At 35.1% G+C, this 20030-nt stretch carries 17 protein-coding genes; 4 read left to right on the top strand and 13 right to left on the bottom strand.

Translation table 11 applies throughout. The features are described 5' to 3' along the window. Positions 1-341 precede the first annotated feature (341 nt). Positions 342-1085 carry a trehalose operon repressor gene (treR, locus tag BMW37_RS05955; RefSeq protein WP_093318582.1) on the top strand — a complete coding sequence of 248 codons (744 nt, stop codon included), beginning with the start codon at positions 342-344 and terminating at the stop codon, positions 1083-1085. A gap of 125 nt (positions 1086-1210) precedes the next feature. On the opposite strand, the gene BMW37_RS05950 is transcribed toward treR, so the two are convergent. The 11 genes from BMW37_RS05950 to BMW37_RS05900 form a co-directional block, all read right to left on the bottom strand. Beyond that, a complete protein-coding gene (locus BMW37_RS05950; protein ID WP_093318580.1) occupies positions 1211-2809 on the bottom strand; it encodes an FGGY-family carbohydrate kinase in 1599 nt (532 codons plus the stop codon). A 28-nt stretch (positions 2810-2837) separates the two neighbouring features. Beyond that, the gene (locus tag BMW37_RS05945) at positions 2838-3878 is read right to left on the bottom strand and encodes a LacI family DNA-binding transcriptional regulator (protein ID WP_093318578.1); all 1041 of its coding nucleotides are present in this window, start codon (positions 3876-3878) and stop codon (positions 2838-2840) included. Positions 3879-4009: 131 nt separating this feature from the next. Further along, positions 4010-5488: an FGGY-family carbohydrate kinase gene (locus BMW37_RS05940; protein WP_177168596.1), complete on the bottom strand. Its 1479-nt coding sequence runs from the start codon at positions 5486-5488 to the stop codon at positions 4010-4012. A 54-nt stretch (positions 5489-5542) separates the two neighbouring features. Further along, positions 5543-6532 (bottom strand): ABC transporter permease, encoded by a 990-nt coding sequence (locus tag BMW37_RS05935; RefSeq protein WP_093318574.1) that lies wholly within the window; start codon positions 6530-6532, stop codon positions 5543-5545. Positions 6533-6534: 2 nt separating this feature from the next. Beyond that, entirely contained in the window at positions 6535-8019 is a 1485-nt protein-coding gene (locus tag BMW37_RS05930; protein WP_093318572.1) for a sugar ABC transporter ATP-binding protein, read from the bottom strand. A 92-nt stretch (positions 8020-8111) separates the two neighbouring features. Next, positions 8112-9029, bottom strand: a complete 918-nt coding sequence (locus tag BMW37_RS05925; protein ID WP_093318570.1) for an ABC transporter substrate-binding protein — start codon at positions 9027-9029, stop codon at positions 8112-8114. Positions 9030-9113: 84 nt separating this feature from the next. Then, positions 9114-10178, bottom strand: a complete 1065-nt coding sequence (locus tag BMW37_RS05920) for an alcohol dehydrogenase catalytic domain-containing protein (RefSeq protein ID WP_093318568.1) — start codon at positions 10176-10178, stop codon at positions 9114-9116. Between the two features lie 30 nt (positions 10179-10208). Next, positions 10209-10922 (bottom strand): L-ribulose-5-phosphate 4-epimerase AraD, encoded by a 714-nt coding sequence (gene araD / locus BMW37_RS05915; protein WP_093318566.1) that lies wholly within the window; start codon positions 10920-10922, stop codon positions 10209-10211. A 750-nt stretch (positions 10923-11672) separates the two neighbouring features. Further along, the gene (locus BMW37_RS05910; protein ID WP_093318564.1) at positions 11673-12317 is read right to left on the bottom strand and encodes a 3-keto-L-gulonate-6-phosphate decarboxylase UlaD; all 645 of its coding nucleotides are present in this window, start codon (positions 12315-12317) and stop codon (positions 11673-11675) included. 67 nt (positions 12318-12384) lie between these two features. Beyond that, a complete protein-coding gene (locus BMW37_RS05905) occupies positions 12385-12852 on the bottom strand; it encodes a PTS sugar transporter subunit IIA (RefSeq protein ID WP_093318562.1) in 468 nt (155 codons plus the stop codon). 14 nt (positions 12853-12866) lie between these two features. After that, complete coding sequence (locus BMW37_RS05900) at positions 12867-14582, bottom strand: PTS ascorbate-specific subunit IIBC (RefSeq protein ID WP_093318560.1); 1716 nt, start codon at positions 14580-14582, stop codon at positions 12867-12869. 249 nt (positions 14583-14831) lie between these two features. On the opposite strand from BMW37_RS05900, the gene ulaR reads away from it, so the two are divergent. Both ulaR and ulaG read left to right on the top strand, forming a co-directional pair. After that, positions 14832-15599 (top strand): HTH-type transcriptional regulator UlaR, encoded by a 768-nt coding sequence (ulaR, locus tag BMW37_RS05895; RefSeq protein ID WP_093318558.1) that lies wholly within the window; start codon positions 14832-14834, stop codon positions 15597-15599. 22 nt (positions 15600-15621) lie between these two features. After that, the gene (gene ulaG, locus BMW37_RS05890) at positions 15622-16689 is read left to right on the top strand and encodes an L-ascorbate 6-phosphate lactonase (protein WP_093318557.1); all 1068 of its coding nucleotides are present in this window, start codon (positions 15622-15624) and stop codon (positions 16687-16689) included. A gap of 161 nt (positions 16690-16850) precedes the next feature. On the opposite strand, the gene BMW37_RS05885 is transcribed toward ulaG, so the two are convergent. Further along, positions 16851-18512: an AAA family ATPase gene (locus tag BMW37_RS05885; RefSeq protein WP_177168595.1), complete on the bottom strand. Its 1662-nt coding sequence runs from the start codon at positions 18510-18512 to the stop codon at positions 16851-16853. Between the two features lie 468 nt (positions 18513-18980). Between BMW37_RS05885 and BMW37_RS15080 the strand changes: the two genes are divergently transcribed. Then, positions 18981-19142, top strand: coding sequence for a hypothetical protein (locus BMW37_RS15080; RefSeq protein ID WP_177168594.1), 162 nt, complete (start codon positions 18981-18983; stop codon positions 19140-19142). A 17-nt stretch (positions 19143-19159) separates the two neighbouring features. Here BMW37_RS15080 and BMW37_RS05880 read toward each other — a convergent pair whose 3' ends face one another. Further along, the gene (locus BMW37_RS05880; RefSeq protein ID WP_093318553.1) at positions 19160-20023 is read right to left on the bottom strand and encodes an L-ribulose-5-phosphate 3-epimerase; all 864 of its coding nucleotides are present in this window, start codon (positions 20021-20023) and stop codon (positions 19160-19162) included. Positions 20024-20030 lie beyond the last annotated feature (7 nt).

Genomic DNA, 20030 nt, shown 5'->3' with positions numbered 1-20030 from the left:
TATACAAAGATGTTTTCAATCTGTAGCTAACAATTGATTGATATTTGATTTATGAGTAACCAACATCTTTGAAAGTAGGTTCATTGTACTTAATGAAGCTGAACGGAAACTGAATGCTGTATTTAGTTTCCGTATTTTAAGCTAAATTCATTTTGATATATAACTACCTAGGGTATTTTTTAGATTCTTAGGCAATTACCGATTAATTATGCTATCTACCTAGGCATAAAGTTGAGATAATGCACGATATGGATAATTGTTGATTAACCATTACCTTAGTTCAATCTTACAATTGCATAACCATTACAGTTCAACCTTAAGTATTGATGTAAAAAAGAAAAATGAAACCGAAATATCAAAAGATTTATGATTACCTATTAGAAAAAATTCATCGCAAACACTTCCGTCCAGGCGAGCTTTTACCGAGTGAAGGAGCACTGATGTCAGAATTTGAGGCGTCTAGAGACACCATTCGAAAAACTCTAAACCTACTGCAAACTCAAGGGTATATTCAAAAAATAAATGGGAAAGGATCAGTTGTATTAGATAAAGCGCCAATTGAGCTTAGTTTTTCCGGAATTAGGAGTTTTAAAGAGGTCGCCCTAGCCCTTCCTGATACGAAAATCGAAACTAAGCTAATAACATTCCAGACAAAGATAGATACAACCAATATACTAGCCATTGCTGAATTTTTAGATAAACTTAAAGTTCAAAATACCAACGGTCTTTTACCTAAAGTCACTTATGTTGAACGATTACGTTGCATTAATGAAGAGTCAATTATCTTAGATGAAGATTATCTTAATGCTGAAATCATAACTGATCTTACAGAAAAAGCAGCTGAAGACTCACTGTATAGCTATATCGAGGATGAAATGCGACTTGTGATTGGTTATACGCATAGAGAGATCACCGTTATTCCGGCAACTGAACGCGATAAATCATTATTAGATATGCAGCAATTTGATTTTTTAATCTGCGTCACGTCATATACCTACTTAGATGATACGCGTTTATTTCAATTTACACGATCTAAACATAGACCAGATAAATTTAAATTTGTTGATTTTGCTAGAAGAAAATAACTGTGCTAAAAAATTAATTTGAGATTCAAAAATGGATTAACCATAAACTTCAAAATAAAGTTTATGGTTATTACGTACTGCAAAATAGCAAGCCTATGCGGCCTTTCTACGGAGTCATGGATATTTTATTTACGCTTAAACGTTTCCATGCGTTTTTGGGCACTCATCATTTGTTCATATAAATCATTATAAATATCATATTTTGCCAAGTGGAACTGATTTGTTTTTGAATCGGGCATAATTGGTTCTTTAAATCTAACCATATGTTGACATGCTACTTGAATATTTGAATAAAAGCCGCTTGCCACAGCACCATTGATTGCAGCCCCTAATGTAACAGCATCTTCCTCTTCAGAAAGATAAATTGGCGACATAGTGATATTAGCGTATTCTCTTAGCCATATTGGATTCTTTGAAGCGCCACCACATAACGTGATTTGTTGGATATTATGCATTGCGCGTTTCATTTCAAGTATGATGTGTTTAGTTCCATAAGCTATAGCTTGAAGTGTGGCAAGATATATTCTTGCTAAACTATCTTTAGAATGCTCCAAAGTGAGCCCAACTGTGACACCCCTTGCATTTGGATTAGAACGAGGAGACCTATTACCGTGATGATCTGCAAGTACGTGTAGATGCATTGTCGGCCATTTTTCTTTTTTTTCTAATGATAATACCCATTCATTTAAAACTTGATAAACACTGATGTTACGCTTTGTAGATTCTTCTTCCAAAATAGGCCAATGTTCATTTTGTCTGATTGTCCAGTCAACTAAAGCACCAGCAGCACTTTGTCCTCCCTCAGAAAGCCACAAGTTTGGAATCATTGCTGAATAATAAGGTCCCCAGACACCTGGTACAAATACAGGCGAGGGATTGACTATCATATGACAATTTGAGGTACCACTTATAATTGATAGCGTGCGATCTGGATTAGCACCAACCAATGCTAATCCCCCTGCATGGGCATCTATTAACCCTGAACTTACGACCACCCCCTCATCCAGCCCTAATTCAGCAGCAGCAATTGCATTCAAATATCCCGCCATCTCACCGACGTCTAATACTTTTTTAGGTAATTTATCTTTAAGTGATGTAAGGCCAATTGCAGCTAAAAAATCATCACTAAAACGTTTTTCATGCGCTAAATAATTCCACTTGCACGTTAATGTGCATACACTACCAACAGGATTACCTGTTGCTTTAAATACAAGAAAATCACTGAGATCAAAAAAACGTCCTACCTTTTTATAACGGGCCTCATCAAATTGTTGTAACCATAAAATCTTAGGGATTTCCATTTCAATGTTAATTTCGCCACCAACATATTTAAGTACTTCATGTTCAGTCGCATTAATTAAGTCAACTTGTTTTCCTGCACGATGATCCATCCACATTATAATATTCTGTTCATTCAAAGAACTGTCTATATTCATGGATATGGGTTCATCATTTTTATCGAGGGCAACTAAAGAGCATGTTGCATCAAATCCTATAGATTTAATTTGTGATGACTTCACATCTGCATACTTAAGCACATTTTTAACTACCGCACAGACATTAGACCATATATCATTTGATGATTGTTCTACGTAGAGTTCTTTGTAATGAAACTGCTGAATATTCCGGCTATCAAAAGCAATACGTTTGCCATCTTTATCATAGATACCGGCTCTGGCACTGCCAGACCCCACATCAACACCAATAAAATACTCTCTTTGCATAACGACTCCATAATAGAGATAAAGAAAATTAGCTTAGTTCAGCAAGAAAATCTTTCAAGAAAAATCTTTTGTTAGTCTGTAGGTGTCCTTTTACTACCTTTCTTAACGGTCGATTCACTAATTCAGGTACATTGATCTTATCAAATAAAATCTCTGCTGCAATCTGCCCTATTTCGTCAGAATTATGGTAAATGCCGGGAATAAACTGACCATAAGCCTGAGAATTTGGCGGGTGATCAACCGAAAAAAATAATATTTTATCTTGTAGGTTTAATACATGACAAATCGTCAACGCACCAATTGCAATAATACCATTTAGGCATACAATCATATTAGGTAACTCTTTTCGGGTTAAATATTCGAATAAGGCTTCTTTTTGCTCTATAAATGAATAATCCCCAAATAGTTTATCAATAATGATTTCATCTTTTAGATTCCCTAGGCCGTGTTTAATACCTTTGATACGAGTTTGCGTAATCAAAGAGTCTTTAGGTCCACCAATAATCAATAAACGGTCAATTTGTTTTTTTGCAATGTAGATACCCGAATCAACACCAATTTGATGATTATCCAAAAAAACACCACTCAATGTCTTATCTTGAATATCCCGGTCTATTAAAACAATTGGAATATTATATTCATCAAGCATGTCTAAATAATCTGGCTTATACATTTTATCATCCCTAATCACTGACAATAAAATTCCTTCTGCTTGATAACTTAATAATGTTTTAATCGCCTGGTGTTCAACATCTTGTTTACCATCTGAATCAAAAATCATGATTTGATAGCCTTGTTCATGTGCAATTCTTGAAACAGTTTTAATCAGTGTAGAGTAGAATGGGTTATATATACTACTTGCTACAATACCAATAATTTGGCTCTTATTGCTTTTTAGTCCTTTTGCAAAAGCATTGGGCACATAATTGAGTTCTTTTGCAATCGCTAAAATTTTTTCTCTGGTAACTTTCTTTACTAAATGTGGTTTATTGAATGCCCTAGAAACAGTTATATTTGTTACACCAGCTTTTGCAGCAATATCAATAATGGTTGAGTTATCTTTGGCCACAGCTTATTCCTTAATAAAAATGACAGCTAATTCACCTATTAGGCTATGGTCAAACTATACATCTTAATTATCGTTTACACTACTTTTTATACTAATTGCCTAAATACCACTCATTTTTTGTCTTGTTAATATCAATGCTGCTCTAGTAATGTCACTAAGTTCATAAACTTATCAAAATGAGCATCATAAATTTGTTTTAGATGATGCCTTGGTTCATAACGTGTAAACCCATTTAGCATATTTTTTTGAGCCTCATCCAAATCTTTATAAAATCCCGCACCCACTGCTGCGCACATTGCTGCACCCTTGCAGCCTGATTGCTTTACATCAACTACGTCTACCGGCAATCCAAAGGCATCACTGAACATTTGCATCCATGCCTTTGACTGAGATGGTCCGCCAGTCAATCGTACTTCTTTAATATTAGGATTGATCTTTAGGATTCTTTTATGGTGAATTAAATGTGAAGAGATAATACCATGATAAACAGCAGGCAAAATATCTGATAATTCATGATTGGCACTTAATCCAAATATAGTTGCAGGCAATGGTTTACTGGTATTGGATGCAAACAGATATGGCATGAAAACAATATCAGTTGTAGGATTATCCATATAATCAGATGCCCATTGTTCAAAATGTTCATAATAGCGAGTATCACCATTAAAAAAGACTTTTAACATCCAATCTAAGTTGCTTGCGGAGGTTGGCGTCCCTTCATGAACATAAAATTTATCTTTTAAACAGTAATTACCCCATATATAAGGGTAATTATCATCAAGTGTGATTTGGTTCATTACCGATGTCGTAATTGACCACGTACCCAATACAACGCTAAGCTGGGTATCATCAAAAACACCTGAAACCACTGAGGCGGAGACAACATCAAAAAAACCAGCATACACAGGTGTACCAACCAGTAAACCTGTCAGTGCGGCACTTTCCTCAGTAATGTATCCTGCCAATTCAGTAGATTGAATAATCGGTGGTAACGCATGTTTGATATCACTGATATTGAAATAGTCAAACAATGAATCATCATAAGCACCTAACTGCTGATTAACCAAATTGCTAGCAGCAATATTCGTTAGTTCAGCATGCTTTTGGCCAGTTAACTTAAAGCGGATATAATCATGCGCCATAAAGACTGTATCAATCTTATCGTATTTAGCAGACTCATGCGTTTTCATCCAAGACAATAAAATTGCAGGATGGCTTGGCCATAACTGTTGATAAGAGACATTATAAACAGCTTGATAGTCTTTATTATTCCCGGTTGCTCTTGCAATATCATCAGCCCGTGTATCTGATGATATAATACCATTACGTACTGGGTTACCTGCTTTATCTATCGCATATAACCCTTTTCCATGCGCACTAAAACTAATACCTTTAATCTGACTAGGTGTTATCTGTTTATTGGATATCAAGGTGTTGAGTAATTGGCAGATATTTTGCCAAAAGAGATTCATGTCTCTTTCGCAATAGCCCTGCTGTGGGGTTAATAAATTCTCATTTATAGATTCCACACCAATTTCATTACCTTGCAAGTCATACAAACCTACTTTGACAACCGTGCCACCAATATCGATACCAATAAAATAAACCATAGTCATTTCCATTTAATTTAACCGTTAATCTCAACACCATCGTACAGAATTCAATTAAGCATTCTTATTCGAGCTTAGGTAAATAGCACACAGAATAATACAGCCTTTAATGACATTTTGTAGGTAAGATGATACATCCATTAAGTTGAGCCCATTACTGAGCACGCCTAATAAAATAGCTCCAACAAGTGTACCAATAATCGTTCCTTTCCCTCCAGAAATAGCAGCGCCACCAAGCACAACCGCTGCAATCGCATCAAGCTCAAACCCTAATCCAGAGTTTGGCTGTGCACTCATTAATCTAGATGTCAATACAATTCCTGCAATCGCAGCACATGTACCACTAATAATGTAGACCCATAATTTAACATTTACCACTTTAATACCAGATAATCTGGCAGATTCTTCATTTCCACCAATGGCATATACATGACGGCCAAAAGGGAGATGAACTAGTATCATATAAGCAATGATAAACACAATGGCCATAATAATAATCGGAACTTGTATACCAAAAAGTACCCCTTTACCGAGAAAATCAAATGCTGATGGCAAACCTGATATTGGGTATCCACCTGTATAAAGAAGTGCGAAGCCTCTCGCTATCCCCATGGTAGCAAAGGTCACAATAATCGGTGGCATTTTACCAATTGCAATACAAAAACCATTTGCAAATCCAAAAAGAGCGCCAACAATAATACCTGCAATAATTGCAAGCGGAATAGGAATACCTGCAACTAATAACGTTGCAGTGACAGTACCAGCAAGCGCCATAACAGCGCCTACAGAAAGGTCAATCCCACCTTTTAAGATCGCAAATGTCATACCAACTGCGATGATGGCATTAATTGAGACTTGTCTTAATATATTAGTAATATTATTTTTAGTAAAAAATGAATCATTAAATAAAGACATAAATATAAATAATATCAATAGACCGACAAATGGATAAAATGCAGGCTGTTTTGTATATTTAATAAATCTTGATTTAATACCATTTTCAATTTGATTAACGCTTTCTAAAGATTGAGTCGATGTATTCATAATTAATTTCCCGTCGCTTCAAGCATAATATTTTGTGAATTAATGTTTTCCCCTGCTAGTTCTGCAACAATATGACCAGATCTAAACACGAGCACACGGTTACATAAACCTAAAATTTCAGGTAATTCAGAAGAAATAATGATAACTGAAACACCTTTTATCACTAGCTGCTGCATAATTTCATAGATTTCAGCTTTTGCACCAACATCAATTCCACGTGTAGGCTCATCAAAAATTAAAATCTTACACGGGTTATGTAGCCATCTTGCAATAACCACTTTTTGTTGATTACCACCGCTTAAAGTATTCACTGCAGTTTCGTGACTTGGCGTTTTAACACCAACACTTTTTATTTGTTCTAACACTATTTTCAAATCATTTTTATGATTAATCAGCAGTCCTAATTTTTTTTCATTTTTATTAAGCGTAATATTTCTTTCAATGCTAAAAGGCAGCACTAATCCTTGAGTTTTTCTACTTTCAGGTAACAAGCCAATGCCATGATTAAGTGCATCGGAAGGATTTTTAATTTTGATATTTTTATGCTGTAATTTAACCGACTTGGTGTGACATTTAGATGCACCGATTAATGCTAGCGCAAGCTCTGTTCTACCAGAACCCACTAATCCTGCAAACCCAAGTATTTCACCTTGTTTTACCGAAAATGTATCTATCGGATCATCTTTTTTGTGCTGAATACTGGCCTCAATAAGTGTAGGTGCATCATGCGGAACAGTTAATTTTTCAGGAAATGCTTGTTCTAATTTTCGCCCAACCATCAATGCAACTAATTCATCTACATTCGTATCTTTTACATTTGTGGTAGAAATATATTGGCCATCTCTTAATACAGTAATTTTATCGCACACTTCAAAAATCTCATCTAAGTGATGAGAGATAAAAATCATACCAACACCTTGCAGTTTCAAATCATTCATGATTTGAAATAAATGTTCTGCCTCTGCAGGTGTTAGTGTCGCGGTTGGTTCATCTAATATCAATACTTTTGCATTTAATGATAGTGCTTTTGCAATTTCCACAAATTGCTGCTGTGCGACACTTAATTGACTTATTGGTACTGATAAATTGATATCAATTTCCAAACCTTTAAATAATTTTTTAGCTTGATAAGTCATTGCCGCTTTATCAAGAAACCCAAATTTATTTTTAATCTCACGATTTAAAAAAATATTCTCCGTTGCATTTAAATAAGGAATTAATGAAAACTCTTGGAAAATAATACCAATACCTGCACTAATAGCATTTCTATAATTTTTAAATTTTTGGGTATCACCATTTAAAATAATCTCACCTTCATCAGGTTGGTAGATCCCACTTAATATTTTCATTAATGTTGATTTCCCTGCACCATTTTCACCTAACAATGCATGAATTTCTCCAGATTGAAGAGTCAAATCGACACCATCAAGCGCTTTCACGCCAGGAAAAGATTTTCTAATATTTTTTAATTGTAATAGTGGTATCATTGAAGACTCCCTAATCAATACATATAAATGCAATCTTAATTCACCATGCAAGTTGTGAAATAACATTGTTATTTCACAACTTATACTTTACTCTACCAGCTAAAGCCTGCTGCATTTGATTTTTCGATTAATTTAATATCAACAGGAGTTTCTTTAGCTACATTCGCTCCCCAATGCCTAGCTAAACCAACACCAAGACCAATTCTGACTTGATCACGTGGAAATTGAGCCGCTGTTGCAATAAACTTAGAATCATCTTTTAAAATTGCATCAATCGCTTCTGGGAATCCATCTACGCTCACTAATTTAATATCAAGACCACTTGCCTCAATTGCTGTTAATGCACCTAAAGCACCTGTATCATTCACGCTGAAGATACCTACTAAATTAGGATTAGCTTGAATCATATTTTCGGTAACAGACAATGAAGTATCGCGCTCTTGTTTACCATTTTGTTTCGTCACAATTTTAATTTCAGGAAATTCTTTTACTGCATCTTCAAAGCCTTTTACACGCTCTAAAATTGGAACAACTGGAATACCATCTAAAATTGCAACTTCACCTTTACCACCAATTGATTTAGCTAAGAACTGACCTGATTGGTAGCCTGCATCATAGTTTTTAGAACCAACAAATGAATCAATTGGACCTTGTGCCTGAGCATCAATCGCAATTACTGTAACACCGACATTTTTGGCAGATTCAACAGCGGATTGAACACCTACAGAATCAGTTGGGTTTATTAATAAAATGTCGATATCTTTTTGAAGCATATCTTCAATGTCATTAATCTGTTTTGCAACATCATGCGCAGCGTCAGATACATAAACCTTCGCATTCATCGTGCCAGCTGCTTCTTCCAAAGCTTCTTTCATCACAACAAAATAAGGATTATTTAATTCTTGAAATGACATGCCAATCACTAAATCTTTAGCACTTGCAGTAAATGAAGCAACACCAAGCGCAATAGCAGAAACAGTCAAACCAACTTTCTTAATAATATTAGCCATATAGACTCCTGATTAAAATTAAATGTAAAATTAACAAACTCTCTGGTTTAATAATAAAAACTATTTTTTTATCATCTAAAATTACTACGGTGTAATAACAACTTTTATTGAATCTGTTGTTGCTGCAATATCAAATGCCTCCTCCCATTGATCAAGTGAATATGAATGTGTCACAATGCCTTCGACGGTTAATAGTTTTCTTTCAAATAAATCGATAGCAATTTCATAGCAGTATGGTGATAAATGTGCACCTCTGATATCTAATTCTTTTCTATCACCAATAATTGACCAATCCACAGTTGTTTCTGAACCAAAAACACTGAATTCTACAAATCGACCTAATTTTCTTATCATATTAAGCCCTTGGATAACACCTACTGGTGCACCTGTCGCTTCAATATAGACATCACAGCCATATCCTTCAGTAAGAGATTTCACTATTTTTTCAGCATCTTCTTCTAAAGGGTTTATGGTGATATCAGCACCTAATTTTTTAGCTAATTCTAAACGCTCCGGTATCGCATCAATTACAATCAATTTTTTAGGCGTTTTTAGTTTAGCTACCTGAACCATGCCTAAACCAAGTGGACCTGCACCTGCAATCACTACAACATCATTTAATTGAATGTCGCCTCTATTAACAGTATGAATTGCACATGCCATTGGTTCTAAAAATACAGCTTCTTCATGAGTTAAGCTTTCAGGAATTTTATGAATAATCGCATTTTTTGATAAACGCATATATTCAGCCATACCGCCATCTGCTACATCCTTTTGGAATCCATAAATATTATGGACCTCACACATCCAATATTTACCCGATTTACAATAGCGACAATTCCAGCATGGGACGATTTGCTCTGCTATTATTCTGTCCCCTTTTTTAATTTGATATTTTTCTTGTGCTTCAGGTGTTAAATCTTCAACGGTGCCATAAAACTCATGTCCAGGTACCACAGGTGGTTTAACCCACGGATTATCACCCCAAAACATTTTTGCACCGGCTTTACATTTACAATCGCCAGCACAAATACCGCAACCTTTTACTTTAAGTAATACATCTCCTGGAAATAATTTTGGTATTGAGATGGTTTCCAGTTTGTAATCTTGTGGGCCATGACATACCACTGCTTTCATTTTTTGACTCATAGAAACTCCTATATAATTAAGATGTTTTGATTAATTTTGCCCATAATAACTAAATTGACCATGCTTTCTAAAATAGTGCTTATGCAATAGATATTCATCCATACCCCCCAATGTTGGCGTTAACATTTTTGAGTAAATAGCCATTTCTGCAATTTCTTCGAGCACTAAAGCGTTTTCCACTGCTTTCTCACAGCTCTCACCCCAAACAAACGGCCCGTGCGCAGCAACTAAAACAGCTTGCATTTCAATAGGATCAATATTTTTTTCGATAAGCATTTCTGAAATTACTTTGCCAGTATTCAATTCATAATCTGTTTTGACTTCGATTTCCGTCATCCTACGCGTGCAAGGTATATTACCTAAGAAATAATCAGCATGGGTTGTGCCTAATGCAGGTAGGTCTTTTTCACTTTGAGCCCATATTGTCGCGAATTTTGAATGTGTATGTATGACTGAGTTAATTTTTGAAAACGTACGATAAAGGTGGAGATGTGTTTGCAAATCAGAAGAGGGTTTCTTTACTCCCTCCAAAACTTCCCCCGTTGACAGATCAACAACTACCATATCTTGTGCAGTCATCACAGCATAATCAACCCCTGACGGTTTGATGATAACCCGGTTATTTTCTCTATCGCAAAGACTCACATTACCCCAAGTTAATTTAACTAACCCAAGTTTTGGAAGCGCTAAATTAGCATTTAATACTTTCTCTTTGAGTACATCTAAATGATTGACTGGATCCATATCTATATCTCTTTTTGTAAATGAAAACTTCATTTTCTGATGAAACAACATGATAAAACGAGATTCATCGTAAAAATGTTATCGTTGTCATTCTATGATAATGTTATTAATTATTTATACAAATGTTAAATAACTCATCTGTGAACCTAATCACATAATTTATTACCAAACCCTAATATTTATTATATTAATCAATGCTATATAATGAAATGTTACTTAGTTACGTTTTACACGTCACGATAAATCACTAAAAAACCATTTAAATAATATGATTCAAAAAGTTAAATTACCACTAAGATGTAACATCTTTCATTCCAGATATTGTGTGCTAGCGTCATACCCATTTGTATCTCGCACGTTGCAATGGAGTATCCATTTTTCTTTATTTTCCTCTCTCATGTCCGTAAATAACAATCGAATTCAAAATCCAAAAAAATAAATAACTCAATTTAAAAAGTTATTAGAATATAAAAAGTAAATTTTGTTTATATCCATCAACAGTCAATCATAATATTCAAATTCTAGACAGTGAGACTAAAAAGGCTCATTCAATAAGTTATTTGAAGGTCTGAGCAAATAAGTATCGTATGCTCATATCACTTTCCTGCCATGTATCAAAATTATGATATAACATAAGAAATATCGTTTTAAATTAGGATTTCTCGCTATGATAGGTAAGGTATAGTGAATAATGCGATATCACATAACCTAAATAAATTGCATTATTCACCTAGACTAAAATTCATGCTGTTACAACCAATATTTATCAATTTCCTGCCTAATGGCTTTAGCAACGCCATCTCCACCTTGAGTTGCTAATGCCCTACCAACAATAAAACATTTTGCATTAACCTCTTTAAATAAATGAATATCTTCAGACACAATTCCCCCTGTGATAGAAACAGCAATACCATAATCAGAAAGTTTTTTCATTTTTTCAATATCTGCATCAAGCCACCCTAAACCTGCAAGCTCTGCATCTCTTGAACGATGATAAATACATTGGGTAATGCCTAAATTCCGCCATGCAGCTACCTCTTCAAATGTCCAATTACCATATATTTCAATCTGAAGCTCTCCGCCATATTTATCTGCCTGTAGCTTACAGGCATTAATCGTCGCAATATGGGCTGCTGCTGAAACTGTTAACCAATCTGTCCCTGCTTCAAATGCCATTTTAGATAAAATTGCCCCACCATCTGTTGTTTTAAGATCACACACAAGGGTGTGAGTAGGGTATAGGTCTCTTAGGGTTCTCACAATACGAACACCATTAGAGAAGGCTAGAATTGTACCGACTTCAATAATATCTACAAATTGATGCGTTAATTTCGCTACTTCTAGCGCGTCGTCTTGTTCAATTTGATCTAATGCAATTTGTAATAACGGTTTCATTTTTATATATCCTCTTATAGTGATAATAACTAAAATACTTTAAACTTTACATATTCCATAGACTAAATCATTTCAGCGATTCATCTATCACCTGATAGATGTCATACTTATTTTTGCAGGTGCGAATCCTATCTAAATTAATACCTGTCTCTGATGATTCATCATCTAACACCTGTGTCACCTCTTGTAATATTGCAATATGCTCATCACTTGAACTTCCAGCCAAGGTAATCAATACATCAACTGGATCATCCTCACTTGGAAAATACACTGGCGTTTTTAGTGTAACAAGTGCAAAAGCGGTACAATTGACGCCATCTTCAGGTCTCGCATGAGGCATTGCTAGATTTGGGGCTAAAATAATATATGGACCCAAAGTATCAACTGCCTTAATAATCGCTTGATAGTAGTTAGCCGTGATTGCACCTGTTTTTTCTAACATATCAGTACCTAATTTTATCGCTGATTGCCAATCCTCTGCGCTCGCATTCAGCAAAATTGAATCGTTCTCTATTAAAGATTGTTTAAATTTCATGATAGCCCCTCATTTTATTTATCAAATCGGTGAATTAAACTGATCAACTCATCGCCAAATGAATTTGGATTCAACATATTTTGTACACCAAGTACAGATGTATTTGCATCGCCTTGAATTTCTCTTACAAGATGATTAGAAGCAACAATAATATCTGTTGTTGATAATTTAGATCTATAATCAGTCACGGCACAAGAGTCGATTGTGTATTGAATCCCTTTTTTATCAAGATATGAGGCAATTTTCATTTTCATCATCATAGATGAACCCTGGCCACTACCACATACGGCAAGAATACTGACTACTTTTTGATTTCGAACTGAGATATCATTATCCGCTGCTTTCACTGACATAATTTCTTCTTTTCTTAACGCTTTAGATGCGTAATACATATAAATACATGCTGCTAAAATAATCACATAGATAAATAAATGCGAAATGGATAAGCCCTGTAAAATTGGGGGGAATAAAAGTGCCCAATCAGCCATCCCCATCCACGCGTCAATTGGTGTGCCGTTATTAGCAAATATCCATAAAACCCATGCAGATCCTAATACTTCAATGATCCCCATAATAAAACAAATCTTCATAACTGCCTTCCAACCACCGAAATGATTAGCAAACACACCTATTGTTGCATTTGAAAAAAACATCGGGATGAAGCCAGGAATAATCACAATCGGTGATTTAAAAATAAGTAATAACGCAATCGCCAAGAACTGACCTAATGCTCCCCACATAAAGCCAAACACAACTGCATTTGGAGAGTATGCATAGATAGCAGCACAATCAATTGCTAATACGGCATTTGGGATGAGTTTTTCTGAAATACCTTTGAAAGCTTCTGATAGTTCTGCAACAAACATCCTAACACCTGAAACGATGATCTGGATAGCAACAGCAAATTTCAGACCTGTTTCTAATATATAAATACTCCAATGAGTATTTCCAGCCATCGTTTGCAAATTAGTTAACCCAAAGGACAATAAAATAATCCCAAAAAATACAGTCATAATAATTGCAGTCGCTGTAATGCTGTCATGAAAAATATGCAGCCAACCAGGTAGTTTTAATTTATCGACGGAATCATCTTTATCCCCTAAACGATGTGCGACCTTAACTGCTATCCATGATGCAAATTGCTGTTGATGGCCAATAGAAAACCCTGCACCTCCTGTGACTGCTTGAGTTGGCTTAAACATCATATTTGAAAAAATTCCCCAATACAGCGCAGTCAAAATTGCAGTATAAAGAATAGCCACCCACATGCTATAGCCAAATAAAAAGTAGAATAGTGTAATTAACCCTACCTGCTGAAACATTATGTGGCCTGTTAACATGATCGTTCTTATGCCAGTAAATCGCCTTAATAAAACCAAAGTAATATTAATTGAAAGCGCGATTAATACTGCATAACCAACCCATGAATAGAAATCTCCCATGGAGGTCTCTACGGCGACCATTGATGCGTAAGTATCAATGATTGAGCCCTGTATCCCATGAAATTCAGACAATTTTTCAATGACGGGTTTAAATGTAGAAACAAGCACTCCTGAACCCGCTTGCAACAACATAAAACCAACTATTGTTTTGACTGTGCCTTTAATAATCGTGGTGACATCTTTTTTTAGCAACATAAATCCGAGCAAAGAGACTAAACCAAGTAAAAGTGGTGCCTTTGTCATGACTTGATTGAAAAAGATATAAAATACCGAATAAATTATTTCCATTATTCATTCCTCATAGTGTGAAAGGGATAGGCATATTCTTTGATTCAATATGTATACGATATAACATTCCTCCATATGTATGTATGAACCTCACCTTAACAATCAAAAATAATCATTTACAATCATTAAAAGTCAAATCATGATTAAATAAAACTCGATAAGATTAACAACAAAAGATAATCACTTTGCTTTAACGGAATCTGAGATAAAATGATGAGTCATATCCACAACCAATAGAGGCAATTACACATGAACGAAGTATCTCGGCAAAATGCAATTAAAGAACTCATCAATCAAAAAGGACAACTAAAAGTAATTGATATCGTGAACCATTTTTCAATTTCACCAGCTACTGCAAGAAGAGATATCACTAAACTTGCACAAGCAGGACATATTAAAAAAGTACGAAATGGCATAGAACGAAATAAATTAACCGAAAATCAGCCAAAATGGGCGCCACTCTCATTAAGTAATGATATGAACTTTAATGAAAAGGAAAAAATTGCTAAATGTGCAGCAACCTTCTGTCAAGAATATGAAAATGTCATTATCAACTGCGGTTCAACTGCATTCTTATTAGGTCGCGAGTTATGCAATAAAAAAGTTTCTATAATTACTAACTACTTCCCACTTGCGTGTTATTTAATTGAGCATGACCATGAAAATGTCATCATCATGGGTGGGCAATATAATAAAAATCAGAATGTTATTTTAAATCCTCTCGGCATGATGAATGATATTTATGCTGCAAAATGGATGTTTACTAGTGGGAAAACATTAACGCCAAATGGGCTGTATAAGACAGAAATATTAACCGCGCTTTCCGAACAACAGATCATCAAAAATGTAGACAAAATAGTCGTTGTTGTTGATAGTTCTAAAATTGCCATGAATGTCGACTCTGGCATGTTATTTTGCCCATTAGATACTATCGATTTTGTTATTACAGGCAAAGAGGCTAATCCTCAAGCAATTGAAATGATAAAAAAATCAGGTGTAGAAGTCATCTTAGTTTAACTTTTATTTTCAAGGAGTCATTATGAGTAGAGTAAATGAGATCACGAGAGAATCATGGATATTAGAAACTTTTCCTGAATGGGGGACATGGCTCAATGAAGAAATTACCAATACAGTCGTTGCGCCGAATACATTTTCAATGTGGTGGTTAGGCTGTACAGGAATATGGCTCAAATCCGAAAATAATACTAATCTGTGTATTGATTTCTGGTGTGGCACAGGCAAACGCACACAAAAAAATCAGCTGATGAATAAACAGCATCAAATGATGAGAATGGGGGGAGTAAGAGCGCTACAACCAAACCTCAGAACTACTCCTTTTGTGCTAGATCCCTTTGGCATCAAAGAAATCAACGCTGTACTTGCTACACACGATCATGCTGATCATATTGATGTGAATGTCGCTGCTGCAGTACTTCAGAATTGCCCATCAAGTGTAAAATTCATCGGACCTCAAGCATGTGTCAATTTGTGGATGAAATGGGGCGCACCTGAAGATCGGTGTATTGTTGCGAAAGTAGGGGATGAAATAACAATCGAGGATATCACTATTACTGTACTAGATTCATTTGATAGAACCTCATTAGTCACATTGCCTGCGGGTACATCCTCAACAGATAAATCCATTTTAGATGGTATGGATCAAAGAGCGGTTAATTACCTACTTAAAACATCTGGCGGTAACCTATATCATTCAGGGGATTCACACTACTCAAATTATTATGCGAAACATGGTAATGATCATCACATTGATGTAGCCCTGCTCTCCTATGGCGAAAACCCGCGTGGTGTTACAGATAAAATGACATCATCTGATATTCTAAGGGCTGCGGAATCGCTTAATACTAAGATTGTTATCCCATTTCATCACGATATCTGGTCTAATTTTCAAGCTGATACGCGAGAAATTGAAGTTTTGTGGGATATGAAAAAAAATAGACTCGATTATCAATTCTCACCTTTCTTCTGGCAAGTTGGTGGTAAATACACTTACCCAATTGATAAAGATAAACGTCATTATCAACATTTTCGTGGATTCAAGGATATTTTCATTGATGAGCCAGAGCTGCCTTATCGCTCATTTTTATAAATATGAACGCATAATAGCAATATCATCTAAATAGTTAATCAATTAAGATGTGGAGATGAGTCAACATCTTAATTGATGGATAGCAACCATATACCCAGCCAATAATGATATCTAAATCTAATTACAAGTCGACTTCGATAAATTAGGGATTTTAGTTTGATTTATTCTTTCACGAGTAAAGGCGCCATAACCGCTCTTTCAAGTTCCTGGTAAATCTGTAAATCAGGGGTAATTAACTTAGCTAACGTGTCTGTGGCAAAAGCTTCGGCATTCTGACCCCGCCCCGTTAGACTTAATTCATTCTTACAAAAATCATATAATTTACCACTAATAGCCTTGATATCATCTGCTGGTTTATTTTTAATTTTGAGTTCAGAAATAAGCAGTGCCTTTTGGGCTAATACTGAAGCTATGCTTTCTGGTTTACCATACTTCATACATAATTTATCCAAAACCTCATCATCCCATAAATAACTTTCGATATCTCTTCTGTCTAATACATATACTTGGTTGGTTTTAAGTTCTTCAATTTCATGAGGAGCACGATCATCTCTGTCATAAATAGACCAACACTTGACATTAGGGGTAATCTTGCTTAATAGCGTAATAATTAACTCACTATTCTGTTTAACTTCACCTGTACCCCCTAATGGCACAAACTCGGCATTAGGATATCGTTGAGAAAAAATAACTTTATACACTCCCACATCAAAACTTGGTTTACTTCCTGTCGTATCCCCTAGCTTTTTTCCCTCACAAAAAACCAGATACTCTGGTGCTAACAAATCAGCTAAATCATCAAGCGCAGTAGAGAACATATTTTTACAATAAAGCCGATTTGGCTGGGTCGGGGTCAAAATGGCGTCTTGATCAAAATCCCTCTCATGAAAATCAATAAATGCCACCTCTCCAGGATTTGTTTTGTTCAGTTCTGTCGCTTTACGTACCATGCCAATTGAATGAGTAGAAATCCATAATTGGCAATTATCGGGCAATAGACGGAATACCTCATCTAGAAGCTTAGACTGTAAACGAGTATGCATATGCAGCTCTGGCTCATCAATGCAATAAACTGTATTATCAAAAGCAGTTTTTTTCACAATAAAATCAAGCAATAAATCAAAGGCTGCTTTCTCACCACCCGATAAATTTTTATAATGAAAATTCTTAGAATCTCCTTTAGTAAATCTAAATGTGCCAGATTCTAAAACATTACCTAACCCTTCAAACTTTAGATCATCAAATACATTTTCTACTGATTGTTTAATCTCTCCTATTAACTGTTTTTGCAATTCTCCAACACTTAATGCTCTTTCAGTTTCATCATTAGACCATACACGTGATAGTCCACTCGCAGCAAGCCTTAAATAATTATCAGAAACACGTGTATCCGTAGAGATTAGAAGATTAGGACGGTTAAGATTCTCAAGCACATTATTGACTTTCTTTAAAGACTGCAGGGTAAAATCAGGTTCAAACCTATATGCAGTTCTGATGTAAAAATATTTTTTCTTAGGTACATCGCCCATTAAATTTTGGCTATCTTGATTGTTATACCACTCAAGTTTTATTTTTAAGTCAAAATTATCCCAAATCTCATTTTTGTTAAAAATATCACTAGACTTGGACCAATACTCTTCCTGAGTTATTCCGCGATTATAACCATACAAACTCATCCAGGCATTAAACGCCTCAAAAATACATGTTTTACCTGATCCATTAGGGCCCGTTAAAATAACTAGTTTCGCTGATTGCGGTATATCCTCAATCGTTAAATTAGAGAATCTTTTGAAATTTATAATATTAATACGCTTAAGCCGCACACCCATCTCTCCTAATAATTAGTGGTTTATTCTAAAAAAATTAAATTCTGGGATTACATTCGACTCCACTTATAAGCAATAATATTAAGTCAATTTATTAGCATTATTAATGGTTCGTAGATTCGCCGTTGTTCATTAGCAAAGCATCCTTGCATTATCTCTTTATTGCTTCGGCCTCAAGGATATTAATATTTAGAATGATAGCTATTCTTGTATTGAATTACATATTATTGCTTGAGACTCGTTTTAAGAATATTGCACTAGCTAACTCATCAGATTGTTCTAAGTAGCGCTGCGTATCTTAATAATTTTTTATATCAAAAGCATTTGAGCATATATTAATTATTTAATACACCGTTGAATGGTAATAAGTAGCGCGTTAACTAATTAACTTGCATATTTGACAAACCTAAGCTGGGACGTATAATAATATGATCAAGATCACATTATTATTTATCAAGGCACTCTATGAAACACATGACGATAGACTCAGATACACGCATTAATCCACTTAGTGAGATCAAAATTCAATCTAATCTCAGTAAAATTCTCACAGAGATTAGATTTTTTACCGTTCAAGTTGGTTTACTTTCATGCATTGGCTTGGCACTCGTATTTATTTGGAAGTAATTCTTAATTACAACGAATTAAAAATAAAATCCATTGTCACTTGCAATTTCTCTTAACCTATTTTTTGCAGTGACAATATTCTTTTCCCAGTTCTCGTCTGATGCCCACATCTCAATTACGAGCGGTGCTGCATAATTGCACTCTTTTAATGCTTGAAAAACAACAGGAAAATCAACTTGCCCCTCACCAATCACCAAATCCCTAAATTGACCTTTAAATCCAGGTTTGACAAATAGTGTATCTTTTAAATGAACTTGAACAATATGATGTTTACTCAATTTAAGTTCCGTAGCAATATCGTAATTCCAACCTGAGATATTACCTACATCTGGATAAGCCATGAAAAATGGTGATGGGATGTTCTGTTTTAAAATTTCAAACTTACTTAATGAATTAAGATAGGCAGTATCCATAATTTCCACCCCCAACATAATTCCAAATTGTTCTGCTTGTTTAGATGCTAAATACATCCCTTCAATAAACCGCGTATGACTTTCTGCTGTTTGAGGCTCATAATAAACATCATAACCTGCTAGTTGTATCACTCTGATACCTAATACATGTGCAAGTTTCAGCGCTTTTTGCATGATGTTATCCGCTTCTAAGCGCACGCTAGGATCACTTGACCCATAAGGGAATTTTCTGTGTGCACTCAAACACATTGATTGAATCGGCATCTCAAATTCATGAATTAGGTCAATAATTTCTTTTATTTCAGCATGTGACCAATCTAAACGTGCTCTTCTTTCGTCTGTCTCATCAATAGAAATTTCGAAAAAATCAAATCCTAACGATTTAGCCGTAGCAAAACGTTCACGCCAGGTGAGGGTTGCTGGCATCGCCTTTTCATAAATACCTAATTTATTTTTAATCTGCTCCATTTAAACT

It is taken from the genome of Thorsellia anophelis DSM 18579 (assembly GCF_900111395.1).
In the GTDB taxonomy this organism is placed as follows: Bacteria; Pseudomonadota; Gammaproteobacteria; order Enterobacterales; family Thorselliaceae; genus Thorsellia; species Thorsellia anophelis.
This window is presented reverse-complemented; position numbering and strand designations above follow the sequence as displayed.

Excerpts from the sequence above, each read along its gene's own strand:
- treR (WP_093318582.1), top strand. The coding sequence starts at position 342 with ATGAAACCGAAATATCAAAAGATTTATGATTACCTATTAGAAAAAATT.
- BMW37_RS05950 (WP_093318580.1), bottom strand. The coding sequence starts at position 2,809 with ATGCAAAGAGAGTATTTTATTGGTGTTGATGTGGGGTCTGGCAGTGCC.
- BMW37_RS05940 (WP_177168596.1), bottom strand. The coding sequence starts at position 5,488 with ATGGTTTATTTTATTGGTATCGATATTGGTGGCACGGTTGTCAAAGTA.
- BMW37_RS05935 (WP_093318574.1), bottom strand. The coding sequence starts at position 6,532 with ATGAATACATCGACTCAATCTTTAGAAAGCGTTAATCAAATTGAAAAT.
- BMW37_RS05930 (WP_093318572.1), bottom strand. The coding sequence starts at position 8,019 with ATGATACCACTATTACAATTAAAAAATATTAGAAAATCTTTTCCTGGC.
- BMW37_RS05925 (WP_093318570.1), bottom strand. The coding sequence starts at position 9,029 with ATGGCTAATATTATTAAGAAAGTTGGTTTGACTGTTTCTGCTATTGCG.
- BMW37_RS05920 (WP_093318568.1), bottom strand. The coding sequence starts at position 10,178 with ATGAGTCAAAAAATGAAAGCAGTGGTATGTCATGGCCCACAAGATTAC.
- araD (WP_093318566.1), bottom strand. The coding sequence starts at position 10,922 with ATGGATCCAGTCAATCATTTAGATGTACTCAAAGAGAAAGTATTAAAT.
- BMW37_RS05910 (WP_093318564.1), bottom strand. The coding sequence starts at position 12,317 with ATGAAACCGTTATTACAAATTGCATTAGATCAAATTGAACAAGACGAC.
- BMW37_RS05905 (WP_093318562.1), bottom strand. The coding sequence starts at position 12,852 with ATGAAATTTAAACAATCTTTAATAGAGAACGATTCAATTTTGCTGAAT.
- BMW37_RS05900 (WP_093318560.1), bottom strand. The coding sequence starts at position 14,582 with ATGGAAATAATTTATTCGGTATTTTATATCTTTTTCAATCAAGTCATG.
- ulaR (WP_093318558.1), top strand. The coding sequence starts at position 14,832 with ATGAACGAAGTATCTCGGCAAAATGCAATTAAAGAACTCATCAATCAA.
- ulaG (WP_093318557.1), top strand. The coding sequence starts at position 15,622 with ATGAGTAGAGTAAATGAGATCACGAGAGAATCATGGATATTAGAAACT.
- BMW37_RS15080 (WP_177168594.1), top strand. The coding sequence starts at position 18,981 with ATGAAACACATGACGATAGACTCAGATACACGCATTAATCCACTTAGT.
- BMW37_RS05880 (WP_093318553.1), bottom strand. The coding sequence starts at position 20,023 with ATGGAGCAGATTAAAAATAAATTAGGTATTTATGAAAAGGCGATGCCA.